Source organism: Nonomuraea sp. NPDC052265 (assembly GCF_044547985.1).
GTDB lineage: Bacteria > Actinomycetota > Actinomycetes > Streptosporangiales > Streptosporangiaceae > Nonomuraea.
Genome location: NZ_JBIUBJ010000013.1, coordinates 1 through 24,429, shown reverse-complemented (window position 1 = coordinate 24,429; position 24,429 = coordinate 1). Strand labels below are relative to the sequence as shown.

17 protein-coding genes are annotated in these 24,429 nt (G+C 72.5%); 10 read left to right on the top strand and 7 right to left on the bottom strand.

All coding sequences use genetic code 11. The features are described from left to right. Positions 1–37: 37 nt before the first annotated feature. The 5 genes from ACIHAD_RS31800 to ACIHAD_RS31780 all read right to left on the bottom strand — a co-directional run bounded on the left by ACIHAD_RS31800 (position 38) and on the right by ACIHAD_RS31780 (position 6,550). Positions 38–1,990, bottom strand: a complete 1,953-nt coding sequence (locus ACIHAD_RS31800) for an ABC transporter ATP-binding protein (protein WP_397358366.1) — start codon at positions 1,988–1,990, stop codon at positions 38–40. Next, complete coding sequence (locus tag ACIHAD_RS31795; RefSeq protein ID WP_397358365.1) at positions 1,987–3,723, bottom strand: ABC transporter ATP-binding protein; 1,737 nt, start codon at positions 3,721–3,723, stop codon at positions 1,987–1,989. Before ACIHAD_RS31795 ends, ACIHAD_RS31800 begins: the two co-directional genes overlap by 4 nt. Further along, complete coding sequence (locus ACIHAD_RS31790) at positions 3,723–4,346, bottom strand: TetR/AcrR family transcriptional regulator (protein WP_397358364.1); 624 nt, start codon at positions 4,344–4,346, stop codon at positions 3,723–3,725. Before ACIHAD_RS31790 ends, ACIHAD_RS31795 begins: the two co-directional genes overlap by 1 nt. A gap of 69 nt (positions 4,347–4,415) precedes the next feature. Further along, positions 4,416–6,125: an MFS transporter gene (locus tag ACIHAD_RS31785; RefSeq protein ID WP_397358363.1), complete on the bottom strand. Its 1,710-nt coding sequence runs from the start codon at positions 6,123–6,125 to the stop codon at positions 4,416–4,418. A 122-nt stretch (positions 6,126–6,247) separates the two neighbouring features. Then, positions 6,248–6,550: a 4a-hydroxytetrahydrobiopterin dehydratase gene (locus tag ACIHAD_RS31780; protein ID WP_397358362.1), complete on the bottom strand. Its 303-nt coding sequence runs from the start codon at positions 6,548–6,550 to the stop codon at positions 6,248–6,250. A 109-nt stretch (positions 6,551–6,659) separates the two neighbouring features. Here ACIHAD_RS31780 and ACIHAD_RS31775 point away from each other — a divergent pair, with 109 nt between their 5' ends. From ACIHAD_RS31775 to ACIHAD_RS31740, 8 genes are all read left to right on the top strand, one after another. Beyond that, positions 6,660–7,796 carry an FAD-dependent oxidoreductase gene (locus ACIHAD_RS31775; protein WP_397358361.1) on the top strand — a complete coding sequence of 379 codons (1,137 nt, stop codon included), beginning with the start codon at positions 6,660–6,662 and terminating at the stop codon, positions 7,794–7,796. Between the two features lie 228 nt (positions 7,797–8,024). Then, complete coding sequence (locus ACIHAD_RS31770) at positions 8,025–9,143, top strand: NAD(P)/FAD-dependent oxidoreductase (RefSeq protein WP_397358360.1); 1,119 nt, start codon at positions 8,025–8,027, stop codon at positions 9,141–9,143. 67 nt (positions 9,144–9,210) lie between these two features. After that, the gene (locus ACIHAD_RS31765) at positions 9,211–12,249 is read left to right on the top strand and encodes an amino acid adenylation domain-containing protein (protein ID WP_397358359.1); all 3,039 of its coding nucleotides are present in this window, start codon (positions 9,211–9,213) and stop codon (positions 12,247–12,249) included. A 16-nt stretch (positions 12,250–12,265) separates the two neighbouring features. Next, complete coding sequence (locus ACIHAD_RS31760; protein ID WP_397358358.1) at positions 12,266–13,249, top strand: aldo/keto reductase; 984 nt, start codon at positions 12,266–12,268, stop codon at positions 13,247–13,249. Then, positions 13,246–13,968 carry a hypothetical protein gene (locus ACIHAD_RS31755; protein ID WP_397358357.1) on the top strand — a complete coding sequence of 241 codons (723 nt, stop codon included), beginning with the start codon at positions 13,246–13,248 and terminating at the stop codon, positions 13,966–13,968. The genes ACIHAD_RS31760 and ACIHAD_RS31755 overlap by 4 nt, the downstream gene beginning before the upstream one ends. A gap of 9 nt (positions 13,969–13,977) precedes the next feature. Next, positions 13,978–14,817: a family 3 encapsulin nanocompartment shell protein gene (locus ACIHAD_RS31750; RefSeq protein ID WP_397358356.1), complete on the top strand. Its 840-nt coding sequence runs from the start codon at positions 13,978–13,980 to the stop codon at positions 14,815–14,817. A gap of 37 nt (positions 14,818–14,854) precedes the next feature. Further along, entirely contained in the window at positions 14,855–16,480 is a 1,626-nt protein-coding gene (locus tag ACIHAD_RS31745; RefSeq protein WP_397358355.1) for an AMP-binding protein, read from the top strand. 1 nt (position 16,481) lies between these two features. Further along, complete coding sequence (locus ACIHAD_RS31740) at positions 16,482–17,864, top strand: DHA2 family efflux MFS transporter permease subunit (RefSeq protein ID WP_397358354.1); 1,383 nt, start codon at positions 16,482–16,484, stop codon at positions 17,862–17,864. 34 nt (positions 17,865–17,898) lie between these two features. Here the strand turns inward: ACIHAD_RS31740 and ACIHAD_RS31735 are convergent, their stop codons facing one another. Next, positions 17,899–18,537 carry a GntR family transcriptional regulator gene (locus ACIHAD_RS31735; protein WP_397358353.1) on the bottom strand — a complete coding sequence of 213 codons (639 nt, stop codon included), beginning with the start codon at positions 18,535–18,537 and terminating at the stop codon, positions 17,899–17,901. A gap of 18 nt (positions 18,538–18,555) precedes the next feature. Between ACIHAD_RS31735 and aceE the strand changes: the two genes are divergently transcribed. Together aceE and ACIHAD_RS31725 are read left to right on the top strand one after the other, a co-directional pair. Beyond that, positions 18,556–21,003: a pyruvate dehydrogenase (acetyl-transferring), homodimeric type gene (gene aceE / locus ACIHAD_RS31730; protein WP_397358352.1), complete on the top strand. Its 2,448-nt coding sequence runs from the start codon at positions 18,556–18,558 to the stop codon at positions 21,001–21,003. A gap of 102 nt (positions 21,004–21,105) precedes the next feature. After that, positions 21,106–22,479 (top strand): sensor histidine kinase, encoded by a 1,374-nt coding sequence (locus tag ACIHAD_RS31725; protein WP_397358351.1) that lies wholly within the window; start codon positions 21,106–21,108, stop codon positions 22,477–22,479. 124 nt (positions 22,480–22,603) lie between these two features. Here the strand turns inward: ACIHAD_RS31725 and ACIHAD_RS31720 are convergent, their stop codons facing one another. Further along, on the bottom strand, positions 22,604–24,223 hold the full coding sequence (locus tag ACIHAD_RS31720) for a serine/threonine-protein kinase (protein ID WP_397358350.1): 1,620 nt from the start codon (positions 24,221–24,223) through the stop codon (positions 22,604–22,606). Positions 24,224–24,429 lie beyond the last annotated feature (206 nt).

Genomic DNA, 24,429 nt, shown 5'->3' with positions numbered 1-24,429 from the left:
CCGGTACGCACGAGCGCCGTACCGGGGGACGCCGGCGTCAGTCGACCTCGGCGACTGCCTGGGCGAACTGGGCGGAGTAGAGGCGGGCGTAGGCGCCGTCCGCCGCCAGGAGGGTTTCGTGGGTGCCCTGTTCGACGATGCGGCCCTCCTCCATGACCAGGATCAGGCTGGCGTCGCGGATCGTGGACAGGCGGTGGGCGATCACGAAGCTCGTACGGCCCTCGCGCAGCGAGCTCATCGCCCGCTGGATGAGCACTTCGGTACGGGTGTCGACCGAGCTGGTGGCCTCGTCCAGGATCAGGATGGCCGGCTCGGACAGGAACGCGCGGGCGATCGTGATGAGCTGCTTCTCGCCCGCGCTGACCGTGGCGCCCTCCTCGTCGATCAGCGTGTCGTAGCCGTCGGGCAGCGTGTGCGCGATGCGGTCGACGTGGGCGGCCCGGGCGGCGGCCTCGATACGCTCGCGGGTGGCGCCCTCGGCCCCGTAGCCGATGTTCTCGGCGATCGTGCCGCCGAACAGCCAGGTGTCCTGGAGCACCATGCCGATGTCGGCGCGCAGTTCCTCCCTGGACATGTCGGCCGTGTCGACTCCGTCGAGGGTGATGCGGCCGCCGGTCACCTCGTAGAAGCGCATGATGAGGTTGACCAGGGTCGTCTTGCCCGCTCCCGTGGGGCCGACGATGGCCACGGTCTGGCCGGGCTCCACGGTCAGCGACAGGTTCTCGATCAGCGGCCGGTCGGGGGTGTAGCGGAAGGAGACGTTCTCGAACGCCACACGGCCGCGCAGCTCGGCGGGACGGGCGGGCACGGCCGGCTCGGCCGACTGCTCGGGGGCGTCCAGCAGCTCGAAGACCCGCTCGGCCGAGGCGATGCCCGACTGGACGAGGTTCGCCATGCCGGCCACCTGGGTCAGCGGCTGGCTGAACTGCCGGGAGTACTGGATGAACGCCTGCACGTCGCCCAGCGAGATCGAGCCCGAGGCCACCTTGAACCCGCCCACGACGGCGACCAGCACGTAGTTGACGTTGCCGATGAACATCATCGCCGGCTGGATGACGCCGGAGATGAACTGGGCGCGGAAGCTGGAGGCGTACAGGGCCTGGTTGTGCTCCTCGAAGGTGGCGGCGGCCTCCTGCTGCCGGCCGAAGACCTTGACCAGGGTGTGGCCGCCGTACATCTCCTCGATGTGGCCGTTGAGCTTGCCGGTGGACGACCACTGCTTGACGAACTCCGGCTGCGACCGCTTGCCGACGACGGTGGTGACGTAGACCGACACGGGCACCGTGACCAGGGCGATGAGCGCCAAAATCGGCGAGATCCAGAACATCACCACCAGCACGCCCACGACCGTCAGCACCGACGAGATGAGCTGGCTCATGGTCTGCTGGAGGGTCTGGGCGATGTTGTCGGTGTCGTTGGTGGCGCGGCTGAGGATCTCGCCGCGCGGCTGGCCGTCGAAGTAGCTGAGCGGCAGCCGCGCCAGCTTGGCCTCGATCCGCTCGCGCAGCCGGGACGCCGCCCGCTGCACGACGGTCGTCGTGAGCCGGAACTGCGCGATGCCGAGCAGCGCCGCCACCACGTAGATGGCCAGCACCCAGCCCAGCACGTAGGCCAGCCCGGTGAAGTCGATGCCCTGGCCGGGCACGACGTGCATCGAGGCCACCATGTCGGCGAAGTTGCCCTCGCCCTTGGCGCGCAGGCCCGCCACGGCCTGCTCCTTGGTGATCCCGGCGGGCAGCCGGGCGCCGATGATGCCGGAGAAGATCAGGTCGGTGGCGTGGCCGAGGATCTTGGGCCCGGTGACGGTGAGCGCGACGCTGACGATGCCGAGCGCCAGGACGACGCCGAGCAGCGCGCGTTCGGGCCGCAGCAGGCGCATCAGCTTGCGCAGCGTGCCGCCGAAGTCGAGCGCCTTCTCGGCGGGCCCGGACATCATCCTGCCCGGTCCGAAGGCGGGCTGCGGGCGGCGCGCGGGAGCCTGGGCGGTCATGCCGCGGCCTCCTGTTCGGTGAGCTGGGACAGCACGATCTCCCGGTACGTCGGGCAGGTCTCCATGAGCTCGGCGTGGTCGCCGCTGCCGACCACGCGTCCCTCGTCGAGGACGAGGATGAGGTCGGCGTCGCGGATCGTGTTCACCCGCTGGGCGACGATGACGATCGTGGCGTCGGTGATCTCCTCGGCCAGCGCGGCCCGCAGGCGGGCGTCGGTGGCGTAGTCGAGGGCGGAGAAGGAGTCGTCGAAGAGGTAGATCCCGGGCCGGTGCACGAGGGTCCTGGCGATGGCCAGGCGCTGACGCTGGCCGCCGGAGACGTTCGTGCCGCCCTGGGAGACGGGCTCGTCCAGGCCGCCGGGCATCGCCTCGACGAACGCGCGGGCCTGGGCGATCTCCAGAGCCCGCCACAGCTCCTCGTCGGTGGCGTCGGGCCGGCCGTAACGCAGGTTGGAGGCCACGGTGCCGGAGAACAGGTAGGGCGCCTGCGGGACGAGGCCGACCGCGCGGGCCAGGGCCGCCGGGTCGAGGTCGCGGACGTTGACGCCGTCCACCAGCACGTCGCCGGCGGTCGCGTCGAACAGCCGCGGGACGAGGTTGAGCAGCGTCGTCTTGCCGCTGCCGGTGCTGCCGATGATCGCGGTGGTCCGGCCCGGCCGCGCGGTGAAGCTCACCCCGGACAGCACCGGGTCCTCGGCGCCCGGGTAGCGGAAGTCCACGGACCGCAGCTCCAGCTCGCCCAGGTGACTGTCGGGGGTGACGGGCTCGGCGGGCGGGTGGACGGTCGGGTCGGTGCCGAGCACGTCCTCGATGCGCTCGGCGCAGACCTCGGCGCGCGGGATCATCATGAACATGAACATGGCCATCATCACCGACATCAGGATCTGCATCAGGTAGGAGATGACCGCGGTCAGCGCGCCGACCTGCATGGTGCCGTCGGCGATGCGGTGGCCGCCGAACCAGATGACGGCGACGCTGGAGACGTTCACGACCAGCATGACCGAGGGGAACATCAGCGCCATCAGCCGCCCGACCCGCAGCGACACGTCGGTGAGCCGCTCGTTGGCCACGCCGAAGCGCTCGCGCTCGTGCCGGTCGCGGACGAACGCCCTGATGACCCGGATGCCGGTGATCTGCTCGCGCAGCACCTGGTTGATCCGGTCGATGCGCTCCTGCATGGTGCGGAACAACGGGCGCATCCGCCAGACGACCAGGCCGACGATGACGATCATCACGGGCAGCACGACGAGCAGCAGCGACGACAGCGCCGTGTCCTGGCGCAGCGCCAGCACGATGCCGCCGACGCACATGATCGGCGCGGCCACCATCATCGTGAACGTCATCAGCACGAGCAGCTGCACCTGCTGCACGTCGTTGGTGGTCCGGGTGATCAGGGACGGCGCCCCGAACCTGTTGACCTCCTGTACCGAGAAGCCCTGCACCCGGTGGAAGATCGCGGCCCGCAGGTCGCGGCCGAGGGCCATCGAGGTCCTGGCGCCGTAGTAGACGGCCACGACCGAGCAGACGATCTGGATGAACGTCACGCCGAGCATCACCAGCCCGACGCGCATGATGTAACCGGTGTCGCCGGTGATGACCCCGTGGTCGATGATGTCGGCGTTGAGTGTGGGGAGATAGAGCGTGGCCAGTGTCTGCACGAACTGGAAGAGGACCACGAGCGTGATCTCCTTCCCGTACGGCCTTAGCTGGACCCGCAGCAGGCGGAGCAGCATCAACGGACGCTTTCTGTCGAGGGGGTGAGGGAGGGCCGCACGAGCAGCCCGTCGAGCAGGACGGAGACGATCTCCTCGTCGTCCATGTCGCCGAAGTCACCGGACAGGCCGAAACCGCGGTGGACGCTCACCGAGACGAGCATGAGCAGCAGTTGCGCCGTGGCCATGGGCGAGCGGCGCAGATTGTCGCGGTCGGGCTCGACGAGGGCGGCGAGCGCGGCGGTGATGCGGGCGCGGCTGTCCAGCATGTGCTCCCGGAGCTCGGCGTCCTCGGCCATGAGCTCGCGGGGCACGGCGATGATGTTGACGTTGGCCTTCATGCCGGCCCGCAGCAGCGCCGCCACCTCACACAGCCGGGCCCGCAGCCCGACGGTGGTGCCGATGGCGGCGAGCGCGTTCTCGGCCGGCCGGGGGTCGAACGCGCTCATCAGGGCCGCGCGCAGCAGCGTGGCCTTGTCGGAGAAGACGCCGAAGATCGTGCCTTCGGCCACGCCCGCGGCCTCGGCGATCTGGCGGGTGCTGACGGCGGTGCCGTGCGCGCGCAGCAGGGGGATGGTGGCCTCGATGAGGGCGGCACGGCGCTCTTCGGGCGCCATGGCGGGCACCCGTCGCCTTTTGGTCATGCGGACGAGCGTAATGAGTGAGTACTCGCTCGTTCAAATCATTATTTGTCTGGCATGTGTTCTGGCTGGTCAGCCGGTCTTGTCGTCGGCCAGGTTCTTGAGCCACACGCCGACGTGCTGCATGAGCACGTCCAGCTCGCGGCGGAGCTCGGCGTTCTCGCGGCGGAGCCAGAGCAGCTCGTCCCGCTCCTCCAGGGAGAGCACGCCGGCCTCCTCCGGCCGGACCGGCCGCGGGTGGTGGCGGCTTTCCAGGGCCGGGTCGTGCGTGCGGAAGGCGTCCTCCCAGGGGCCGAGGACGTCGGCGGAGGCCGGAGCGGGCCCGGCCACCGGGGCCGGGGCGGGGGTCACGGCGGGGGCCGCGGCGGCGACAGGGGCCGGAGCGGCGGCGGCCCTGGTCTTCGGCAGCGTCAGGGTGACCAGCGCGGCGACCACCGCGACGCCGCAGCCGATCAGCAGGGCGGTGCGGAAGCCGGTCTCCGACGGCAGCGTGTGGCCGCCGACCGTCACGGTGAGCTGGGCCAGGACGACGCCGACCACGGCGGCGCAGACCGAGGTGCCGATGGAGCGCATCAGGGTGTTGAAACCGTTGGCCGAGGCCGTCTCGCTCCTCGGCACCGCGCCCATGATGAGGGCGGGCATCGCGCCGTACGCCAGGCCTACCCCGGCGCTGCCGATGCAACCGGCGATCATCAGGCCCCAGCTCCAGCCCATCAGGCCGAGCGCGGCGCCGTAGCCGGCCGCGATGACCAGCGCGCCGACGAACAGGCTGGTCTTGGGCCCGCGGGCGGCCGACAGCCGGGCGCCGAGCGAGGAGACCGCCATCATCATCAGCCCGGACGGCGCCATCCAGAGCCCGGCGGCCAGCATCGACTGGCCCAGGCCGTAGCCGAGCGCCGCGGGCAGCTGCAGGATCTGCATGAGGACCAGCGACTGGGCGTACATGGCGAAGCCGACGAGGATCGAGGCCAGGTTGGTGAGCAGCACCTGCGGGCGGGCGGTGGTGCGCAGGTCCACGAGGGGGTCGCGGACGCGCAGTTCCCACAGGGCCCACAGCAGGGCGAGCAGCACGGCGCCGCCGAGCAGCCCGAGGGTGGTGCCGCTCGACCAGCCCCAGTCGCCGCCCTTCGACACCCCGAGCAGCAGGCAGACCAGCGCCGCGCCCAGGCCGAACGCGCCGACGACGTCGAGGCGGCCCCGGGCGGCGACGGGCGTGGCCGGGACGAGCAGCCAGATCAGCACCGCGACCAGCACGCTCAGCGCGGCCGAGCCCCAGAACAGCACCCGCCAGTCGGCGTACTCGGCGACGGCGGCCGAGATCGGCAGCCCGAGCGCGCCGCCGATGCCCATGGACGAGCTCATCAGCGCGATGGCAGGGCCGACGCGCTGGGGCGGCAGCAGGTCGCGCAGCGCGCTGACGCCGAGCGGGATCATGCCGACGCCCAGCCCCTGGAGGCCGCGTCCGGCGATCATCGGGACGAGGGAGCCGGACAGCGCGCACACCACCGACCCGGCGATGAGCGGCACCGAGCAGGCGATCATCATGGTGCGCTTGCCGTAGAGGTCGCCGAGCTTGCCGATCACGGGGGTGGCGACCGCGCCGACCAGCAGCGTCACGGTGATCACCCACGACGTGTCGGCGGCACTGGCGTGCAGCAGCCGCGGCAGCTCGCCGATGAGCGGCACCACCAGCGTCTGCATGAGCGAGCCGACGATGCCGGCGACCGCGAGCACGCTGACGATCCCGCCGCCGGAGCGCGGGCTGGGCGCGGAATGCACCATTAATCCCCCCATTGTCCGAATGCACCCTACACAGGATGTGGCCCCTGCACAACCTGTGCAGCCTGCACACCGGGGGCCCTACAGGGGGGATCACGCGGCCGTCCGCCGCGGGCCGCGGGAGGTCAGCCGCGGTCGCGGGCGCCGCCGTCGAGCACCTGGTCGATGTGGGCGGCGAGCTCGACGTCGCGTTCGGTGACCCCGCCCACGTCGCCCGTCGAGAGCCGGAAGCGGATCCCTGTCCCCGTACGCTCGATCTCGGCCTGGTGGCCCAGCGCGGCGCCCTCGTTGTGCACCGCCTCGCTCAGCCAGCCGTAGCTGTCGGGCGTGATCGGCACGTCCTTGACCAGGGCGTCGCCGTCCCGCCGCCAGCCCTCCAGCGCCGCCATGGCGGTGTCGATGTCCTCGTCGGTCAGGCGCTCGGCCATGTTCCCCCCAAAGTGGTCGTCTCCCGACGCGCTACCACCGATGAGCCGCTTCACACCCGCTATTTTCCTCTATAGCGTGTAGTACTACGATTCGTAGAGGGGGAGTCTCATGCGGGTGCTGGTGGCGGGGGCGGGGATCAGCGGGCTGGCGGTCGCGCGCGGCCTGGTCGCGGACGGCCACGAGGTCGTCGTGCTGGAGGGGGCCGACGGGCCGCGCCTCGGCGGCGGCGCGATCACGCTGTGGTGCAACGGCACGGCGATCCTCGGCGACCTCGGCGTGGACCTGGAGGGCACCGGTCAGCGGCTGTCCGCGTTATCCCTGCGCACGGCCCGGGGCCGCCGGATCATGGACGTGGACCTGGAGCCCCTGACGGCCCGCTTCGGCTCGGCCCCCCGGGTGATCCCGCGCGGCTCGCTGATCAACCTCCTGGCCGCCGGCCTGCCGGACGGCGCCGTACGGTTCGGCGCGCGCGTACGGGACGTGGAGGCCGGCCGCGACGGCGTGCGCGTGCGTACCGCGACCGGCGCGGAGTACGAGGCGGACCTCCTGGTCGGGGCCGACGGCGTGCGCTCGCGGGTACGCGCGCTCGTGCTGGGCGACGGCCCGGCCGCGCCGACGGGCCTGGCGATCTGGCAGGGCCTGACGCCCGCCCCCTTCGACCCCGGCCCGACCACGACCCTGATGATCGGACGGCAGGCCGACGCCGGTTTCATGAGCGCGGGGAACGGGCTCATGCAGTGGTTCTTCGAGCGGCCCTGGTCGCCGGGCGACCCGCCCGTGGACAAGCCGGTGGAGATGTTGCGCCGCCGGTTCGCCGGCTGGGGCGCGCCGATCGCGCGGGTGCTGGACTCACTGTCCGACGGCGACGTCGAGCTGTTCCCGCACACCCGGCACAAGGTCCCGCGCCGCTGGGGCGCGGGGCGGTGCGTGCTGCTCGGCGACGCGGCGCACGCGATGCCGCCCGTCGGGGCGCACGGCACCAACCAGGCGCTCGAAGACGTGGCCGCGCTGACCGCCTGCCTGCGGGCCGCGCCCGGTCCGGCGGCGGTCGTGGACGCGTACTCGGTGCGGCGGAGGCGGCGGGCGGCGCGGGCCTCGATGGTGGCGGCGAACACGCTGGCGGCGTCGGGCCCTCGGGCGCTCATGCAGAGCGAGCCGATGATGCGGCTGCTGGCCGCCGTCCCGTCACGCCTGGGGGCGCCGGGTTTCGGACGTCTGCTGCGCGCGCTCAGCGACCGCATCTGACACTCGGAGCGCACGCCTGCGCCAGTTCTGACATAGGGGTTGACCCCGCCGGGACGGCCTGCCACCGCCGCCGAGGCTTTGACAGGCCGGTAATCACAAGATCGTTTGTTTAAATGCTTGAATTATCGCATTTACGACCTGACTTACTCCGCATTTCGGGCAAGTCATTTCTGTCAGGACGTACAAACTGTTTGCCGAAACCCGGTGAAATGTGATCAGTTTACGGACGTGAGAGATTTTCTCATTGTCGGGGGCGGTGTCGCGGGCGCCTGCGCGGGGTTCTTCCTCGCCGGCCACGGCACCGTGACACTGCTCGAAGCCGAGCAGGTCACCGGCCACCACTCGACCGGCCGGTCGGCGGCGCTCTTCTCGGAGTACTTCGGCAACCGGGCCGTCCGGGCTCTCACGGCGGCGAGCAGGGACTTCCTCGCCGCGCCCCCTCCGGGCTTCGCCGACGTCCCGCTGCTGACCCCGCGCGGCGTGCTCGCGCTGTGCCCGTACGGCGGGGAGACGCTGTTCGACGAGGTGCTGGCCGAGGGACGGCGGGCCCCGACGCCGGCCGTGGAGATCGGCCCCACCGAGGCTCTGGCGCACTGCCCGATCCTGCGTCCGGGCCGGTTCAGCCGGGCGATGCTGAAACCGGGCGCCATGGACATCGACGTGGACGCCCTCCACCAGGGGTTCCTGCGCGGTATCCGGGCCCGGGGCGGCCAGGTGCTCACCTCCGCGCGGGTACGGGCGCTGTCACGTACGGCCGGCGCCTGGCGGGCGGTCACCGACGCGGGCGAGCACGCCGCGCCGACCCTGGTCAACGCCGCCGGGGCGTGGGCCGACGAGGTCGCCGGGCTGGCCGGGGTGCGGCCGGTGGGACTGCGCCCGCTGCGCAGGACCGCGTTCCTGGTGGACCTGCCCGGCGGGACGGACGCCGGGTCCTGGCCGATGGTCACCGACGTGGCGGACACGTTCTACTTCAAGCCCGAGTCAGGCCGGCTGCTGGTCTCCCCCGCCGACGCCACCCTCGTGGCGCCCTGCGACGCCCGCCCCGACGACCTGGACGTCGCCGTCGGCGTGGGACGCGTCCAGGAGGCCACGACGCTGGAGATCCGCAGCGTCCGGCACGCCTGGGCGGGGCTGCGCAGCGAGGTGGCCGACGGGACGCCGGTGATCGGGCCGGCGCCCGACGCGCCGGGGTTCGTCTGGCTGGCCGCCCTCGGCGGCTACGGGGTCCAGACGTCGCCCGAGGCGGGCAGGATCGCCGCCGCGGCGGCGGTCCTGCCCGCCTCGGGCGGGGCCGGCGATCCGGCGTACGCGCCGGGCCGGCTCTGGAACGACTTGGAACGCCTATGAGGGCGACGGGGGCGTGTGAGGCAAGGGGACCGGTCGCCGTTCGTACATTCCTGACAGAGAGGTGGAGATGACCGGCAACACCCGCGGCTTCACCGGCCGGGCGGTCGACTTCGGCCCGTTCCGTCCCGTCCCGGCGTTGATCGAGGAGCAGACCGACCGGTGCCCCGAGCGGCCGGCGGTCACCTACGACGGCAGGACTCTCACCTACAGGCAACTGGACGACCTGGTCAACGGCCTGGCGGCGACGCTGGCCGGGCACGGCGTGGGCAAGGGCGACGTGGTCGCGGCCCTGCTGGTCAACTCGCTGGAGCTGCCGGTCGCGTACCTGGCGCTGATGAAGCTGGGGGCGGCGTTCGTGCCGCTCGACCCGTCCTGGCCGGTCGAGCGCGTGCGCGACACGCTCGACGTGCTGCCGGACGGGCCGATCCTGTGCGCGGGCGGCGAGCGGCTGCCGCCGGGCGCGGCCCACCGGGCGGTGACCGTCGGGATCGACGCGATCGTCCCGACCTCCGAACGCCCGGCGGTCGGCCTCGGCCCGGACGACCTGGCGTACGGCTACTTCACCTCCGGCACCACCGGAACCCCCAAGTGCGCGATGAACCGGCACGGCGGCCTGGCCAACCGGCTGCGCTTCATGACCCGCTACTTCGCCGCGACCGGCGACGACGTCGTGCTGCAGAACAGCAGGCACACCTCCGACTCCGCTCTGTGGCAGCTCTTCTGGCCGCTGACCACCGGCGGGCGCACGGTGCTGCCCGTCCAGGGCGACTTCCTCAACCTCCGGCACACCATCGACCTGATCGCCCGGTACGGCATCACCACCGCCGACTTCGTCTCCAGCGTCTTCAACGCCCTGGTCGCCATCGTGGACGGTGACGCCGCCGCCCTGCGCGCGCTGTCGTCCCTGCGCCGGCTCGTCGTCGGCAGCGAGGCGGTCAGCCCGCGGGCGGTGCACCGCCTGATGGCCCTGCTGCCCGGCCTCGACCTCACCAACGGCTACGGCCCGACCGAGGCGTCCATCGGGATGGTCTTCCACCGGGTGTCGGCGGCCGACGGCGACGCCGTCCCGCTGGGCCGCCCGATCGACAACTGCTACGCGGTCGTGGTGGACGAGGACCTGCGCCCGGTCCCCGAGGGGACGACCGGCGAGATCGCGATCGGCGGCGTCTGCCTGGGCGCGGGCTACCTGGGCGACCCGGCGGCCACGGCCAGGGCGTTCGTGGCCAACCCGTTCCCCGGCGAGATCCCCGGCGACCGCCTCTACCTCACGGGCGACCTCGGCCACCTGGACGACGACGGGCGGCTGTTCTTCGCCGGCCGCAAGGACTTCCAGGTCAAGATCCACGGCGTCCGGATCGAGCTGGGCGAGATCGCCGCGGCGGCCCAGCGCTGTCCCGGCGTGCTGCAGGCCGAGGTCCTGGTGGCCGAGCAGGCGGGGGTGAAGGCGCTGGCGCTGTTCGCCTCCGGCAGGGGCCTGACCGAGGCCGCGCTGGCCGCCGAGCTGCGCCGCACCCTGCCGCGCACCAGCGTCCCCCGCTACTTCTTCCCGCTGGCCGAGATGCCGCTGCACGACAACGGCAAGGTGGACCGCGGCCGGCTCCAGGAGATCCTCGACGGCAGGCTGGCCGAGGACACCGCGCTGCTGGCCGAGAGCGCGCCGACCGCGAGCCTGGACGACCAGGTGCTGCGGGCGATGCGCTCGGCGCTGGGCTGGCCGGGCCTCACCGCGGAGACGCACTTCGCCGAGTCGGGCGGCGACTCCATCCAGGCCCTGTCCGTGGTCCACATGATCACCGCCGAGACCGGCGTACGCGTGGACGTCAAGGACCTGTACGACCACCCGACGGCCGGCGCGCTGGCCCTGCTGATCGAGCGCCGGCGGCACGACCACGAGGCCATCGAGGAGGAGTCGGTGCTGATGGCGCGCGACTCCGTGCTGCCCGACGGGGAGCCCATCAGGCGGGCCTCCAGGCCGGAGCGGCTGCGCACGGTGCTGGTCACCGGGGCCACCGGGTTCGTCGGCAGCCGTCTGGTGCACGAACTGCTGGGCCGTGGCGGGCTGCGGGTGTGCTGCCTGGTGCGGGCGGCCGACGACGAGGCGGCCACGGCCCGGGTGGTCTCCGCCCTCACCGAGCGGGGCCTGTGGGAGCCGCGCTTCGCCGACCGGCTGGCGGGCTACGCGGGCGACCTGGCCTTACCCGGCCTCGGGCTGGACGGCTCCACCTGGGAGCATCTGGCCCGAGCCTGCGACCTGGTGCTGCACAACGGTGCGATGGTCAACTTCCTGTTCGACTACCGCGCCCACCGTCAGGCCAACGTGCGGGGCACGATCGAGCTGGTGCGGCTGGCGATGGCCCACCACCCGGTGCCGCTGCACTACGTCTCGACGCTGGGCGCGTTGCAGACGGAGGCGCTCCACAGGGGCGAGCGCGTCCCGGAGGACTGCGACCCGGCGCTGGCCAGGCCGCCGGGCGGCGGCTACAGCCGGTCGAAGTGGATCGCCGAGCGCTACCTGGCCGAGGCCCGGCGCCGGGGCGCGCTGGTGACCGTGCTGCGGCTCGGCGAGATCATGCCGAGCGCCGACAACGGGTATCCGAACCCGGTCGCCTTCACCCACCTGCTGCTCTCGGCGTTCCTGCGGCTGGGCGTGCGTCCCGACGTCGCCACGCGCACCGACTACACGCCGGTCGACTACGTCGCCGCGCGGGTCGGGGCGGCCGTGGCCGACCCCGAGGTCTGGGGCCGTACGCTGCACGTCTTCCGCGCCGAGAGCGTCAGCATCGACGACGTGCCGGCGCGGGCGGGCGTGCCGGTCACACCGATCCCGTGCGGCGACTTCGCGCGGCTCGTCCGCGAGACCGGCCGGGCGAGCGCGGACCGCGAGCTGATCACGCTCGCCTCGCTGCTGCCCGCCGCGGGGGACGAGGAGGAGCTGCGCCGGGCGTTCGGCGGGCTGCTGACCGACAACCCCGCGCTGTTCCACAAGGACGAGTGCCACAGGCTCGAACAGCGATGGCGGCTCGGCGAGGGCACCCTCGACGGCCCGATCGCCGCCTACCACGCCCGGCTGGCGGGCACGGCCGGGCAGCGGGTGCCCACCGGTTGATCAGGAAAGGTCAGGAATGCGCTACCGCAAGATGGGAAACCTCGGCTGGGAGGTCAGCGAGGTCGGCTACGGCATGTGGGGCATCGGCGGCGGCCCCGGCGGCTTCACCGGCTGGGACTACGACGTCGCCCCCCGGTGCCTCGACGAGGCCGTCGAACTGGGCTGCACCTTCTTCGACACCGCCTGGGTCTACGGCCGCGGCGTCAGCGAGCAGCTTCTCGGCGCGCTGCTGCGCCGCCACCCCGGCCACCGGCTGTACGTGGCCACGAAGATCCCCCCGAAGAACCGCGAATGGCCCCCGGGACCGGACGACACCCTCGACGACGCCTACCCCGCCGAGCACATCCGCGAGTACACCCACCGCAGCCTGGACAACCTGGGCGTCTCGCGCATCGACCTCATGCAGTTCCACACCTGGGAGGACCGCTGGGCCCGCGACGAGCGGTGGCAGGAGGCGATCAGGGACCTCAAGAGCGAGGGCGTGATCGAGGCGGTCGGCATCAGCGTCAACCGGTGGGAGCCGGCCAACTGCCTGGCCGCGCTCGACACCGGCCTGATCGACGTCATCCAGGTGATCTACAACATCTTCGACCAGGCGCCCGAGGACGAGCTGTTCGACCGGGCGCTGCGCGAGGGCGTGGGCATCATCGCGCGCGTCCCGTTCGACGAGGGCACGCTCACCGGCGCCCTGACCGCCGACAGCACGTGGCCGCCGGAGGACTGGCGCAGCACGTACTTCGGGCCGGAGAACCTGGGGCCGAGCGTCGAGCGGGCAGAACGGCTCAAGGCGGCGCTCCCCGAGGGGCTCTCGCTGCCGGAGGTCGCGCTGCGGTTCGCGCTGCACCACCCGGCGGTCAGCACGGTGATCCCGGGGATGCGCCGGCCCGCCCACGTGCGGGCCAACCTCGGCGTCTCCGACGGGCGGCCGCTCGACCCGGACCTGCTGGAGGAGCTGCGGCGGCACCGCTGGGACCGGGTGCCCGCGTGGTGGTCGGGGTGAGCGAACCGCTGGTCGCCATGTGGGCGCACTCGCGCTCGGCCTCGACGGCGTTCCTGCGCATGATGATCGAGCGGGGGGACGTGGCCGTCCTGCACGAGCCGTTCCTGGCGCTGACCGAGGAGGGCTCGCTCGCGCTGCCGTCGCCGGACGGCGGCCGGGTGACGGCCCGTTCGGAGAAGGACCTGCTGGCCCGGCTCGCGGAGCTGGCGCGGACGCGGCCGGTGTTCGTCAAGGAGGTGCTCGACTACGAGTACCCGCACCTGTTCAAGCATCCGGAGGACCTGGCCGGGATCGCGCACACGTTCATCGTGCGCGAACCGCGGCCGACCATCGCCTCGCACTACGCGATCAAACCGGCGGTGACCTGCGACGAGATCGGCTACGAGCGGCTGTTCCGGCTGCACGAGCTGGTCCGGGAGGTCACCGGCCGGCGGCCGCTGGTGATCCGCACCGAACGGCTGATCCACGAGCCGGCGGCGGTCGTCGAGGAGTTCTGCGCCTACACCGGCCTGCCCTTCCTGCCCGGCTCCCTCACCTGGGCCGCGGGCGACCGCCCGGAGTGGGGGCGGACCCGCCGCTGGCACCTGGACGCGAGCGGCAGCGCCGGGTTCGAGGACCGCCGCAACGTCTACGCCGCGACCGTGGACAACCATCCCGCCCTGCGGGCCTTCTACGACCACCATCTCCCCTTCTACCAGCGGCTCGTCCAGTACGAATAGGGAGCATCCATGTCAGAGTCACCGGGCCGGCTGTTCGCGCGGGCCTACGCCGACGACCCCGACCACGCGGAAGTGACCTTCGACTACACCATCACCGAGGCGCACGAGCCGACCAAGGACCGGCCCCGGCTGACCGTGCGCAACCTGCTCAGGGTCGTCCCCGTCGAGGGCGACCGGGCCCGGTTCTGGACGGAGTCGCCGCCCGGCGAGGAGGAGCGGCGGGCGGTGCGCGACTCGGACGTGCGGCGCGAGGCGGCGTTCAGGTTCGGCATGGCGGAAGCCAAGGTGCATCCGATCCGGGCCTGGGTGCAGATCCCCGACGGCCTGGCCGCGGACCCGGACGCCCTGGCCACCTTCCTCGACTACCGCCTCCTGGTACGGCTGGCCACGGCGGAGAACCTGGCCCTGACCACCGCCCTGCTCGGCCATCCGGAGATCGCCCGCCTGCCGTACGACGACTACGTCCACGGCGTCCTGTCGGCGTGCGACGAGGTCGAGCAGTCGGGCGCGACCCCGCACGCGATGATCGTCAACCCGCGCGACTACTACCACCGGCTGGTGGGCCGGGGCGGGCTGCTGGCCGAGCTGGCCGAGGGCAACGGCATGAAGGTCAGCCGCAACCGGTGGGTCGCGCCCGGGGACGCCCTGGTCGGCGACATCTCCGTGGCGGCCAGGCTGCTGGACGCGCGCCACTCGGTGATCCGGGTGGCCGAGCCGCCCCCCGGCACGTTCGCCCGGCCCGGCGTGGCCGTCTGCGCGGAGGTGCACGAGGGTGTCGCGGTGCATCTACCGGGTTTGTTCTACCTGGTCACCCCTGCCGGGGAAAACACCGTATTTCCCACTTCCTAGCAATCGAGTAGAACGAGAACGACGAAAGGCGGTGACCGTGTCGGACGCTGGCCAGGAATACCGGCGCAACGGTTGGTGGCGCGACGAAACGTTTCTGGACGACTTACGCCGCAACATAGTTGCTTTTCCCGACAAATCAGCACTCATTAGCCGGCGCGTCGCCGACGGCGTCACCGATGTCGTCACGTACGCCGAGCTGGGCCGGATGACCGACCGCATCGCGCACGGCCTGGTCAGGCTCGGCGTGCGGCCGGGCGACTTCGTCGCGATCCAGCTCCCCAACCGCAGGGAGACGCTGCCCCTCGCGCTGGCGTGCATGAAGATCGGCGCGCGCATCGCCCCCCAGATGCCCATCTACCGGCACCGCGAGCTGGACTTCATGATCCGGCTGACCGAGGCCAAGCTGTTCGTCACCACGACCCGCCTCGGCCACCTGGACACGGCGGAGACCGGGATGACCCTGGCCCGGGAGATCCCGAGCCTGGAACACGTGATCGTCGTCGGCGGCGGCGGGCCGCCCGGCTCGCTCGACTTCGACGAGCTCCTGCTCACCCCGGAACCGGGCGACCCGGCCGACATCGAGGGCCGCGAGCTGGGCCCCGACGACCCGTTCCTCATCCTGTTCACCTCGGGCACGACCGGCGAGCCCAAGGGCGCGCTGCACAGTCAGAACACCCTGTACGCCGACATCAAGGGCTACGGCGAGGCGTTCGGGCTGGACGAGAGCCTGGTCATCATGACCGCCCAGACGTCGATGCACTACGTGGGCCTGGTGATGGCGTACCTGACGGCGCTGACGCTGGGCGGCACCGCGGTCACGGCCGACGCCTGGGACGCCGGCGTCTACCTCGACCTGATGTCCGACCACGACGTCACCATGTACTACGGCTCGCCGCCGTTCGCCCGGGAGATCAGCGAGGAGCAGGAGGTCCGGCCGCGCAAGCTGCCCGGCCTGAGCGTCTTCGTCTCCGGCTCGGCCCCCGTCCCGCCGCACCTGGTGGAACGGGTCACCGAGACGCTGGGCGTGCGCGTGTACGCGCTGTGGGGCATGACCGAGAACGGCGGCGTCACCATGACCCGCCCGCAGGACCCGCCCGAGCGGGCCGGCGAGAGCGACGGCACGGTCATCTCCGGCATGGAGGTGCGCATCGTGGACGAGGAGAACAGACCGGTCGAGAAGGGCGAGATCGGCGCTCTCCAGGTACGCGGCGCGGCCCAGTGCCTCGGCTACTACCTGCGCGACGAGATCTACGCCAAGTCCGTCACCCCGGACGGCTGGTTCGACACCGGCGACCTGGCCCGCGACGACGGCTACGGCGGCGTGCGCATCTCCGGCCGGACCAAGGACGTCATCGTCGCCAAGATGTGCCTCAAGCTGCCGGTCAGCGACATCGAGGCGCTGCTCGGCCGGCATCCGGCCATCCGCGACATCGCGCTCATCGGCATCCCGGACCCGGCGCTGGTCGAGCAGGTGTGCGCCGTCGTCGCCCCGGCGGGCGAGCCGCCCACGCTGGAGGGCCTGCGCGCCTACCTCAAGGACGCCGGCGTGAACGACTGGTTCTGGCCCGAGCGCCTGGAGGTCGTCGAGGAGATGCCGCGGACCGTCACCGGCAAGATCCGCAAGGTCGAGCTGCGGGAGCGGTTCGGCGTGGCGTCGGACTGAGGTGGCCGGTTCACGGGCGCTCCCGCTCGCCGTCCTGTGCGGGAGCGCCTTCCTCGGCGCGATCGACGTGCAGCTCGCGAACATCGCCTTCCCCGACATCCTGCGCAGCTTCCCGGACAGCAGCCTGCCGGAGCTGTCGTGGGTGTTCAACGGCTACGCGATCGTGTTCACCGCGGCGCTGCTCCCGGCGGGCGGCCTGGCCGACCGGTTCGGCGCGCGGCGGGTGTTCCTGACCGGGCTGGCGGTGTTCGTGGTCGGCGCCGCCCTGTGCGCGGTCGCGCCGTCGGCGGGGGCGCTGATCGCGGCCCGGGTCGTGCAGGGCGTGGGCGGCGGGGTGATCACGCCGCTGACGCTCGCGCTGATCCTGCCGTACTACCCGCGGGAGCGCCGGGGCACGGCGATCGGGTTGTGGAGCGCGGCGCAGTCGGTGGCGACGGCGTCGGGGCCGTCGCTGGGCGGCATGCTCGTCGGCGTCTGGGACTGGCGGACGGTGTTCTTCCTGCACCTGCCGGTCGGGGTCGCCGTGCTGGCGGGCGCCTGGCGGATCGTGCCCAAGCAGGCGGGCGAGGCGGCCACGTCCAGGATGCCGGACATCGCCGGGCTGTTCCTGCTGGTGGGGGCCATCGGGCTGCCGTCGCTGGCGATCGTGCAGAGCGACGCGTGGGGACCGGGCAGCCCCGGCACGATCGCGGCGCTGGTCGCGGGCGTCGTCGTGGCCGTGCTGTTCGTCCGGCGCGCGCGCACGCATCCCGCCCCGATCGTGGACCTGGGCGCGCTGCGGGCGCGCGGCACCCAGCGGGCCAACCTCGCGATGTTCCTGGTGGGGCTGGTGATGTTCGCGCTGCCGCTGGCCATCATCCTCTTCCTGACCGGGATCTGGGGGTACTCCGTGGCCGCGGCGGGGCTCGCCGTCACGCCGGGCGCGCTCGCCCAGGTGCTGACCGCGCCGCTGGCCGGACGGCTGGCCGCCAGGACCGGCCATCGCCCGCTCGCCCTGTGCGGGGTGGCGCTGCTGGCCCTGTCCACGGCGTACCTGGCGTTCGCGGCGGGGGGCGGGCAGGCGTACCTGGCGGTGGTGCTTCCGGCGGTGGTGCTGTCGGGGGTCGCCGTGGCCGTGCTGATCACGTCGCTGAGCGGGGCGGCGGTGGCCGAGATCCCGCCCGCGCGGCTGGCCACCGGCACCGCCCTGTCGGTGACCTCGCGGGCCTGCGGTGCCGTCATCGGGGTCTCGGCGCTGGTGCTGGTGCTGTCGGGCGACCGGCTGGGGGTGGTCGGGGCGTACCAGGGGGTGTGGCTGACGATGCTGGGCCTCTGCGCGCTGGTCGCCGTGGCCGCCGCCGGTCTGCGCGCCCCGCGGGCCGAGCCGGCCGCGCAGCGCGCCTGACCGGCGTACGCCTTCAAGGGACGGGCCTGTCGAGTCAGTCGGGGGCGTAGGCCAGGACGTGGTCGTGGAGCAGGCGTCCGGCCTGCGGGTCGTCCCGCTCGAACGCCTCGACCAGAGGTTCGTGGTCTGCGGCGTTCTCGTGCGGACGCATCCTGAACAGCCGGATCGACACGTGCGTCCAGACCTCGACGCCGAGCGACTCCCACACCGAGACCAGCAGCGCGTTGCCCGAGGCCGCCACGATCTCGCGGTGGAAGGCGACGCCGTGGCGCACCTGGTCGTCCAGGGAGCCGGCGGCCGCGGCGGCGTGCAGGCGGGTCACGTGGGCGCGCAGCGCCGCCGCCGTCGGGCGGCCGAGGCGGGTGGCGGTCTCCTCCAGCCCGGCCCGCACCTGGTAGACCTCGCGCAGGTCGGCGAGGGTGAAGCCGCGGACCCGGGCGCCCCTGTTGGGCGCGGACTCGACCAGCCGCAGCGCCTCCAGCTCGCGCAGCGCCTCGCGTACGGGGGCCTGGCTGACCTGGAGCTCGACGGCCAGGCGGCGTTCCACGATACGCTCGCCGGGCTCCCAGCGGCCGCTGATCAGGCCGTCGAGCAGCACCTTCCTGATCTCCTCGCGCAACGGCGGCCGCACCACGGGTTCCACAGATAATCCTTTCATCGGATGATCGATCATATGGTGTTTAATGGAAGCATGGAGAAAGATCTGGATCCCCAGGAGACCGCCGAATGGCTCGAATCGCTTGAGGCGGTCCGGCGGGCGGCCGGTCCCGATCGGGCCGAATACCTGCTGCGCAGGCTCGCCACGAGCACGCGCTACCTCAACACGGTGCCCACCGCGGAGGAGCCGGCCTACCCCGGCGACCTGGAGCTCGAAGAACGCGTCGCGGCCTACGACCGGTGGAACGCCGCCGTCATGGTCAGCCGGGGCAGCAAGCTGGGCCTCGGCGGCCACCTGGCCACCTACGCCTCGGCGGCCTGGCTGTACGAGGTCGGCTTCAACCACTTCTTCCACGGCGCGGACGACCAGGTCTTCTTCCAGGGGCACGCCTCCCCCGGCGTCTACGCGCGGGCGTTCCTCGAAGGGCGCCTAAGCGAGGCCCAGCTCGACCTGTTCCGGCGCGAGACGCAGGGCGGCCTGCCGTCGTACCCGCACCCGAGGGCGATGTCGGGCTTCTGGCAGTTCCCGACCGTGTCGATGGGCATCGGCCCGCTCAACGCGGTCTACCAGGCGCGCTTCAACCGCTACCTGCACAACCGCGGCATCAAGGACACCTCGCACAGCCATGTCTGGGCCTTCCTGGGCGACGGCGAGATGGACGAGCCGGAGTCCACCGCGGCGCTGACGCTGGCTGCCAGGGAGGGGCTGGACAACCTCACCTTCGTGATCAACTGTAACCTCCAGCGGCTCGACGGCCCGGTACGCGGCAACACCCGCATCGTGCAGGAGCTGGAGAGCGTCTTCAGGGGCGCGGGCTGGAACGTCGTCAAGGCGCTGTGGGGCGCGGAGTGGGACGGCCTGCTCGGCTCCGACGAGCTGGTGGCCAGGCTCGGCGAGGTGCCGGACGGCCAGTTCCAGACGTTCGCCGCCTCCGACGGCGCCTACATCAGGCAGCACCTGTTCCAGGGGCTCGACGTGCCGTACGCCGACGACGACCTGCGGCGCATCGTCGGCGGCTCGCGCGCCGGGCACGAGCCGCGCAAGGTGTACGCCGCCTACCACCGGGCCCTCCAGCACCGGGGGGCGCCCACCGTGGTCCTCGTCCAGACCGTCAAGGGCTGGACGCTCGGCGCGGGCGTCGAGGCGCGCAACGCCAACCACCAGATGAAGAAGCTCACCCTCGACGAGTTCCGCGTCATGCGCGACCGGCTCGGCCTGCCCGTCCCCGACTCGGCGCTGGCCGGGGAGCTGCCGCCGTACGCGCACCCGGGGCCCGACTCGCCCGAGGCCAGGTACGTCGCCGAGCGCCGCCGCGAGCTGGGCGGCCCGATCCCCCACCGCACGGTCGTCCCGCGACCGCTGCCGCAGCCGGGCGAGCGGCCGTTCGCGGCCCTGGCGAAGGGCTCTGCGCAGCCGGTGGCCACCACGATGGCGTTCGTGCGGCTGGTCAAGGACCTGATGAAGGAGCCGGAGACCGGGCGGCGCTGGGTGCCGATCGTGCCCGACGAGGCCAGGACGTTCGGCATGGAGTCGCTGTTCCCCACGGCGAAGATCTACTCGCCGCTCGGCCAGCGGTACGAGGCCGTCGACCGGGAGCTGCTGCTGTCGTACAAGGAGGCGGTGGACGGGCAGATCCTCATCGAGGGCATCACCGAGGCCGGGTCGATGGCCTCCTTCACCGCGGCGGCCACCAGCTACGCCACCCACGGCGAGCCGATGATCCCGTTCTACATCTTCTACTCGATGTTCGGCTGGCAGCGGACCGGCGACCAGATGTGGGCCCTGGCCGACCAGCTCGGCCGCGGCTTCCTCCTCGGCGCGACCGCCGGCCGCACCACCATGACGGGCGAGGGTCTCCAGCACGCCGACGGCCACTCCCAGCTCCTGGCCTCCGCCAACCCCGCCTGCCTGGCCTACGACCCGGCCTTCGCCTACGAGGTCGGCGTCATCGTCCGCGAGGGGCTCAGGCGCATGTACGGCGAGGCGGCCGAGGACGTGTTCTACTACCTGACCGTCTACAACGAGGCGCTGCCGCAGCCCGCGATGCCCGAGGGCGTCGAGGAGGGCATCGTCAAGGGCATCTACCGCTACTCCGAGGGCGGCGGCGCCGCGCACCTGCTGGCCAGCGGCACCGCCATCCACTGGGCGCTGGAGGCCCAGCGGCTGCTGGCCGAGGAGTACGGGCTGGGCGTGGACGTCTGGTCCGTCACCTCGTGGAGCGAGCTGCGGCGCGAGGCCATGTCCGCGACCGGGGTGCCGTACCTGCGGCAGGCGCTGGCCGGGACCGAGGGGCCGGTGATCGCGGTCAGCGACTGGATGCGGGCCGTGCCCGACCAGATCAGGCCGTGGATCGACCGGCCGTGGACCTCGCTCGGCACCGACGGGTTCGGGCTCTCCGACACCCGGGAGGCCGTACGCAGGCACTTCGGGGTCGATCCGCGTTCGATCGCGGACGCCGTGCTGAAGGCGGTGGAGGAGTAGCGGCGGGGTGACTCGTCCCGGCGTAACCGCATTTATCGAGGAATCTCCCTAAGTTAGGGCCTGGTGCCCCAACCGTGTTCTTCTGATCCCGGAGGGAGACGGGTGAGAACACGGTTGGGCCGGTCGCTGCGCACGCGGCTGGCACTGCTCGCCGGCATCGCCATGTTGCTGCTGAACGTGGTCGTCAGCGGCTTCGTCATGTTCGGCATCCACGACGACGTCGCCGACGTGCGCGCGAGCGAGGTGTCCGGGAAGGCCCTGCGCATCCTTCTCATGGTCAAGCACAACCAGTTGCCCCGCGTGCTGGAGCCCGGCGGGCTCGACGGCATCCAGGTCGTCGACCCGGCCGGTCGCGCGGTCTCCTGGACGCCCAACCTGGCCGCCGCGCCCCGCCAGACGGCCCAGATCCCCCATCCCGAACAGGCCAACTACGTCAGCAGGAGCTGCGACCTGCCCGCCTTCCCCGGCCGGTGCGAGCTCGTGGTCGCCCTGCGCGCGTTCCAGCCCGAGGGCACCTGGATCATCTACGCCTTCGACACCGCGGTCCCCTGGTACGTCAGCCTCCAGGTCGTGCTGTTCCAGTTCGTGGTGTCGGCGCTGCTGGTCGGGCTGACCTTCTTCGGGGTGTCGCGGGTCGTGGCCAGGACGCTCGCCCCCGTCAGCAGCATCACCAAGAGGCTCGCCGAGATCACCGCGGACGGCGGCGGCCTGCGGGTGCCCGTCCCGGACACCGACGACGAGATCAGAGCCCTGGCCGAGACCGCCAACAGGACGCTGGAGCGGCTGGAGGCGGCGCGGGCGCGCCAGGAGGCCGCGATGGAGCAGCAGCGCCGGTTCGCCGGCGACGCCTCGCACGACCTGCGCAGCCCGATCACCGCCATGCGCGCGCAGGTCGAGGAGGCCATGCTGCATCCGGAGGAGACCGACTGGCGGGAGACCAGCACCCAGGTGCTGGCCAGCCTCGACCGGCTGCAGGCCATCGTCACCGACCTGCTCACGCTGACCAAGCTGGACGCCGGGGCCCCGAGCGACCACGAGCCGGTGGACCTGGGCGAGCTGGTCTCCGCCGAGACCACCAGGCCGCGGGCCAAGCGGGTGATCACCGGCCCTCAGGAGGGCGTGGTCGTCATGGGCGACCGGCTCCAGCTCACCCGCCTGCTGACGAACCTGCTCGACAACGCCGAGCGGCACGCCGAGACGCAGGTCACCGTGACGGTCCGGGAGCAGGACGGCCAGGCCGTCCTGGAGGTCACGGACGACGGCGGGGGCATCGAGCCGGCGCAGCGCGAGATCGTCTTCCAGCGCTTCACCCGCCTGGACGACTCCCGCAACCGCGACGCCGGCGGCACCGGCCTGGGGCTGCCGATCGCCCGCGAGATCGCGACCGCGCACCACGGCACGCTCACCATCGAGGACTCCCCCAAGGGCGCCCGCTTCGTCCTCCGCCTCCCCCTCCCCACGCCCGCCGGACACTGAGGACCCCCTTCCCGCCGCACGCCTCACCCGCTGGAGGCAGGGGGCCGCCCCGTCCGGGGCCGGCCACACACGCAGAGGAGGGCCCCCTATCTGGCGCACGCCTCATGTGCGGGCCGGGGTGTTCCTAGTGCTTGGTGTGGCCGCGGGCGCGGCCGTTGCCGTGCTTGGCCTTGGCGGCTTGGTGGCCGAGCTTCTTACCCTTGCCGGGGCTGGTGCCGACCACGGCGGGCGGCTGGGAGAGGGTCTGGGCGGGCGGGCGGTGACGGGGGGCGGGCTCCTCGCGGGTGCCGTCGGAGGCGTGTTCCGGGGTGCGTTCGCGCGAGACGGCGACCGCGTGCATGATGCCCGTCTGCTCGTGGGCCTGGTTCGGCGCCGGGTCGGCGTAGGAGGGCGTCCGGGGGGTGGCGGGCTCGTCACCGGTCCAGGACGTCGTGACGAGCACGCTGGTGACGAGCGCGGCCAGGGCGGTGAGCTGCCGCCAGCGTTGCGGCCTGCTCGGCTGCGGGATCGACACCGAGAACGGCAACAGCTCCCGATGAGCGTGCAGCCCTCGCGCCGCGCCGGGCACGGTCCGGCGTACGGCGTGGTTCCGCTCGCTGGTCCTCCGTCCCCCGCGGTCCCACCCCCGGGTCCTCCGCACGGTGTCGGGGACGGCCTCCGAGGTCAGCTCCGAGGCGGCGGCCGCGGCGACGTCCGAGGCGGCGGGGCGCGCAGCGGGAGCGGCCTTCGAGGTGAGGGCAGGGGCGGCGTCCGAGGCGGTGGGGGTGGGCCCTGAGGGCAGTGCAGAGGTGGTGTGCGGGCTGGTGGCGGGAGGCGGGAGGGGGGTGGCGGGGTAGAGGGACGGGGGGAGGAGGTCGCCGGTGTGGGGCACGGGGGCGGCCAGGGGGATGGCGGCGGTGTCGTGGGGTTCCTCGTCGCGCAGCGCGGCCACCCGGTCCAGACGCCGCCGTGCCTGCTCGCCGTCGATCCGGCGGGCCGGGTCCTTCTCCAGCAGGCCGGCGATGACCGGCGCGAGGGGCCCGGCCAGGTGGAACGGCGCGGGCTTGGAGGTGAGCACCGCCGTCAGGGCCGCCAGGTGGCCGCTGTGCGGGAAGGGCGACTGGCCTTCGACGGCCGCGTACAGGGTGGCGCCGAGCGACCACAGGTCGGCCTGCGGGGTCGCGTGGCCGCCGCGCAGGCGTTCCGGGGCGATGTACGCGGGCGTGCCCACCACCATGCCCGACTGGGTGATGGTGGACTGGTCGTCCAGGGTGGTGGCCAGGCCGAAGTCGGTGAGCAGGGCGTGCCGGTCGCCGTTCAGCAGGATGTTCCCGGGCTTGACGTCGCGGTGCACGATGCCGTCGGCGTGCGCCGCGCTCAGCGCCTCCAGCACCTGCAGCCCGAGGCGCGCGGTGTCGGGCACGGACAGCGGCCCGCGTTCGGCGATCACGTCGGCGAGGCTGCGCGAGGGCACGAGCTGCAGCACGATCCACGGCCGCTCGTCGGCCACCACCACGTCGTAGACGGCCGCGATGTGCGGGTGGCTCAGCCGGGCGGCCAGCCGCGCCTCCCGCATCGTACGTCCGAGCAGCCGCTCCCGCTCGGCCCCCAGCGCGTGCCCGAGGGTGACCTCCTTGACCGCGACCTGCCGGTCGAGCAGCTCGTCGTGCGCCCGCCAGACCCTGCCCATGCCGCCACGGCCCAGCTCGGACAGCAGCCGGTAGCGTCCGGCCAGCAACCAGCCCGCACAGCGCGAAAGGGACATGACGCCCTGCCTACCCGATCATCCCGTCCTCATGCAACGGCCTCACAGGCTTCGAGTCGATCCTGTGAGGACGCCGCGTCCGGGAGGGACGCCGGTCCCTCCCGGCGGAGACACGACTTACCCGTTCGTGGGGAAGCCGAGGTTCACACCACCATGGGACGGATCCAGCCAACGCGAGGTCACCACCTTGCCCCGCGTGTAGAAAT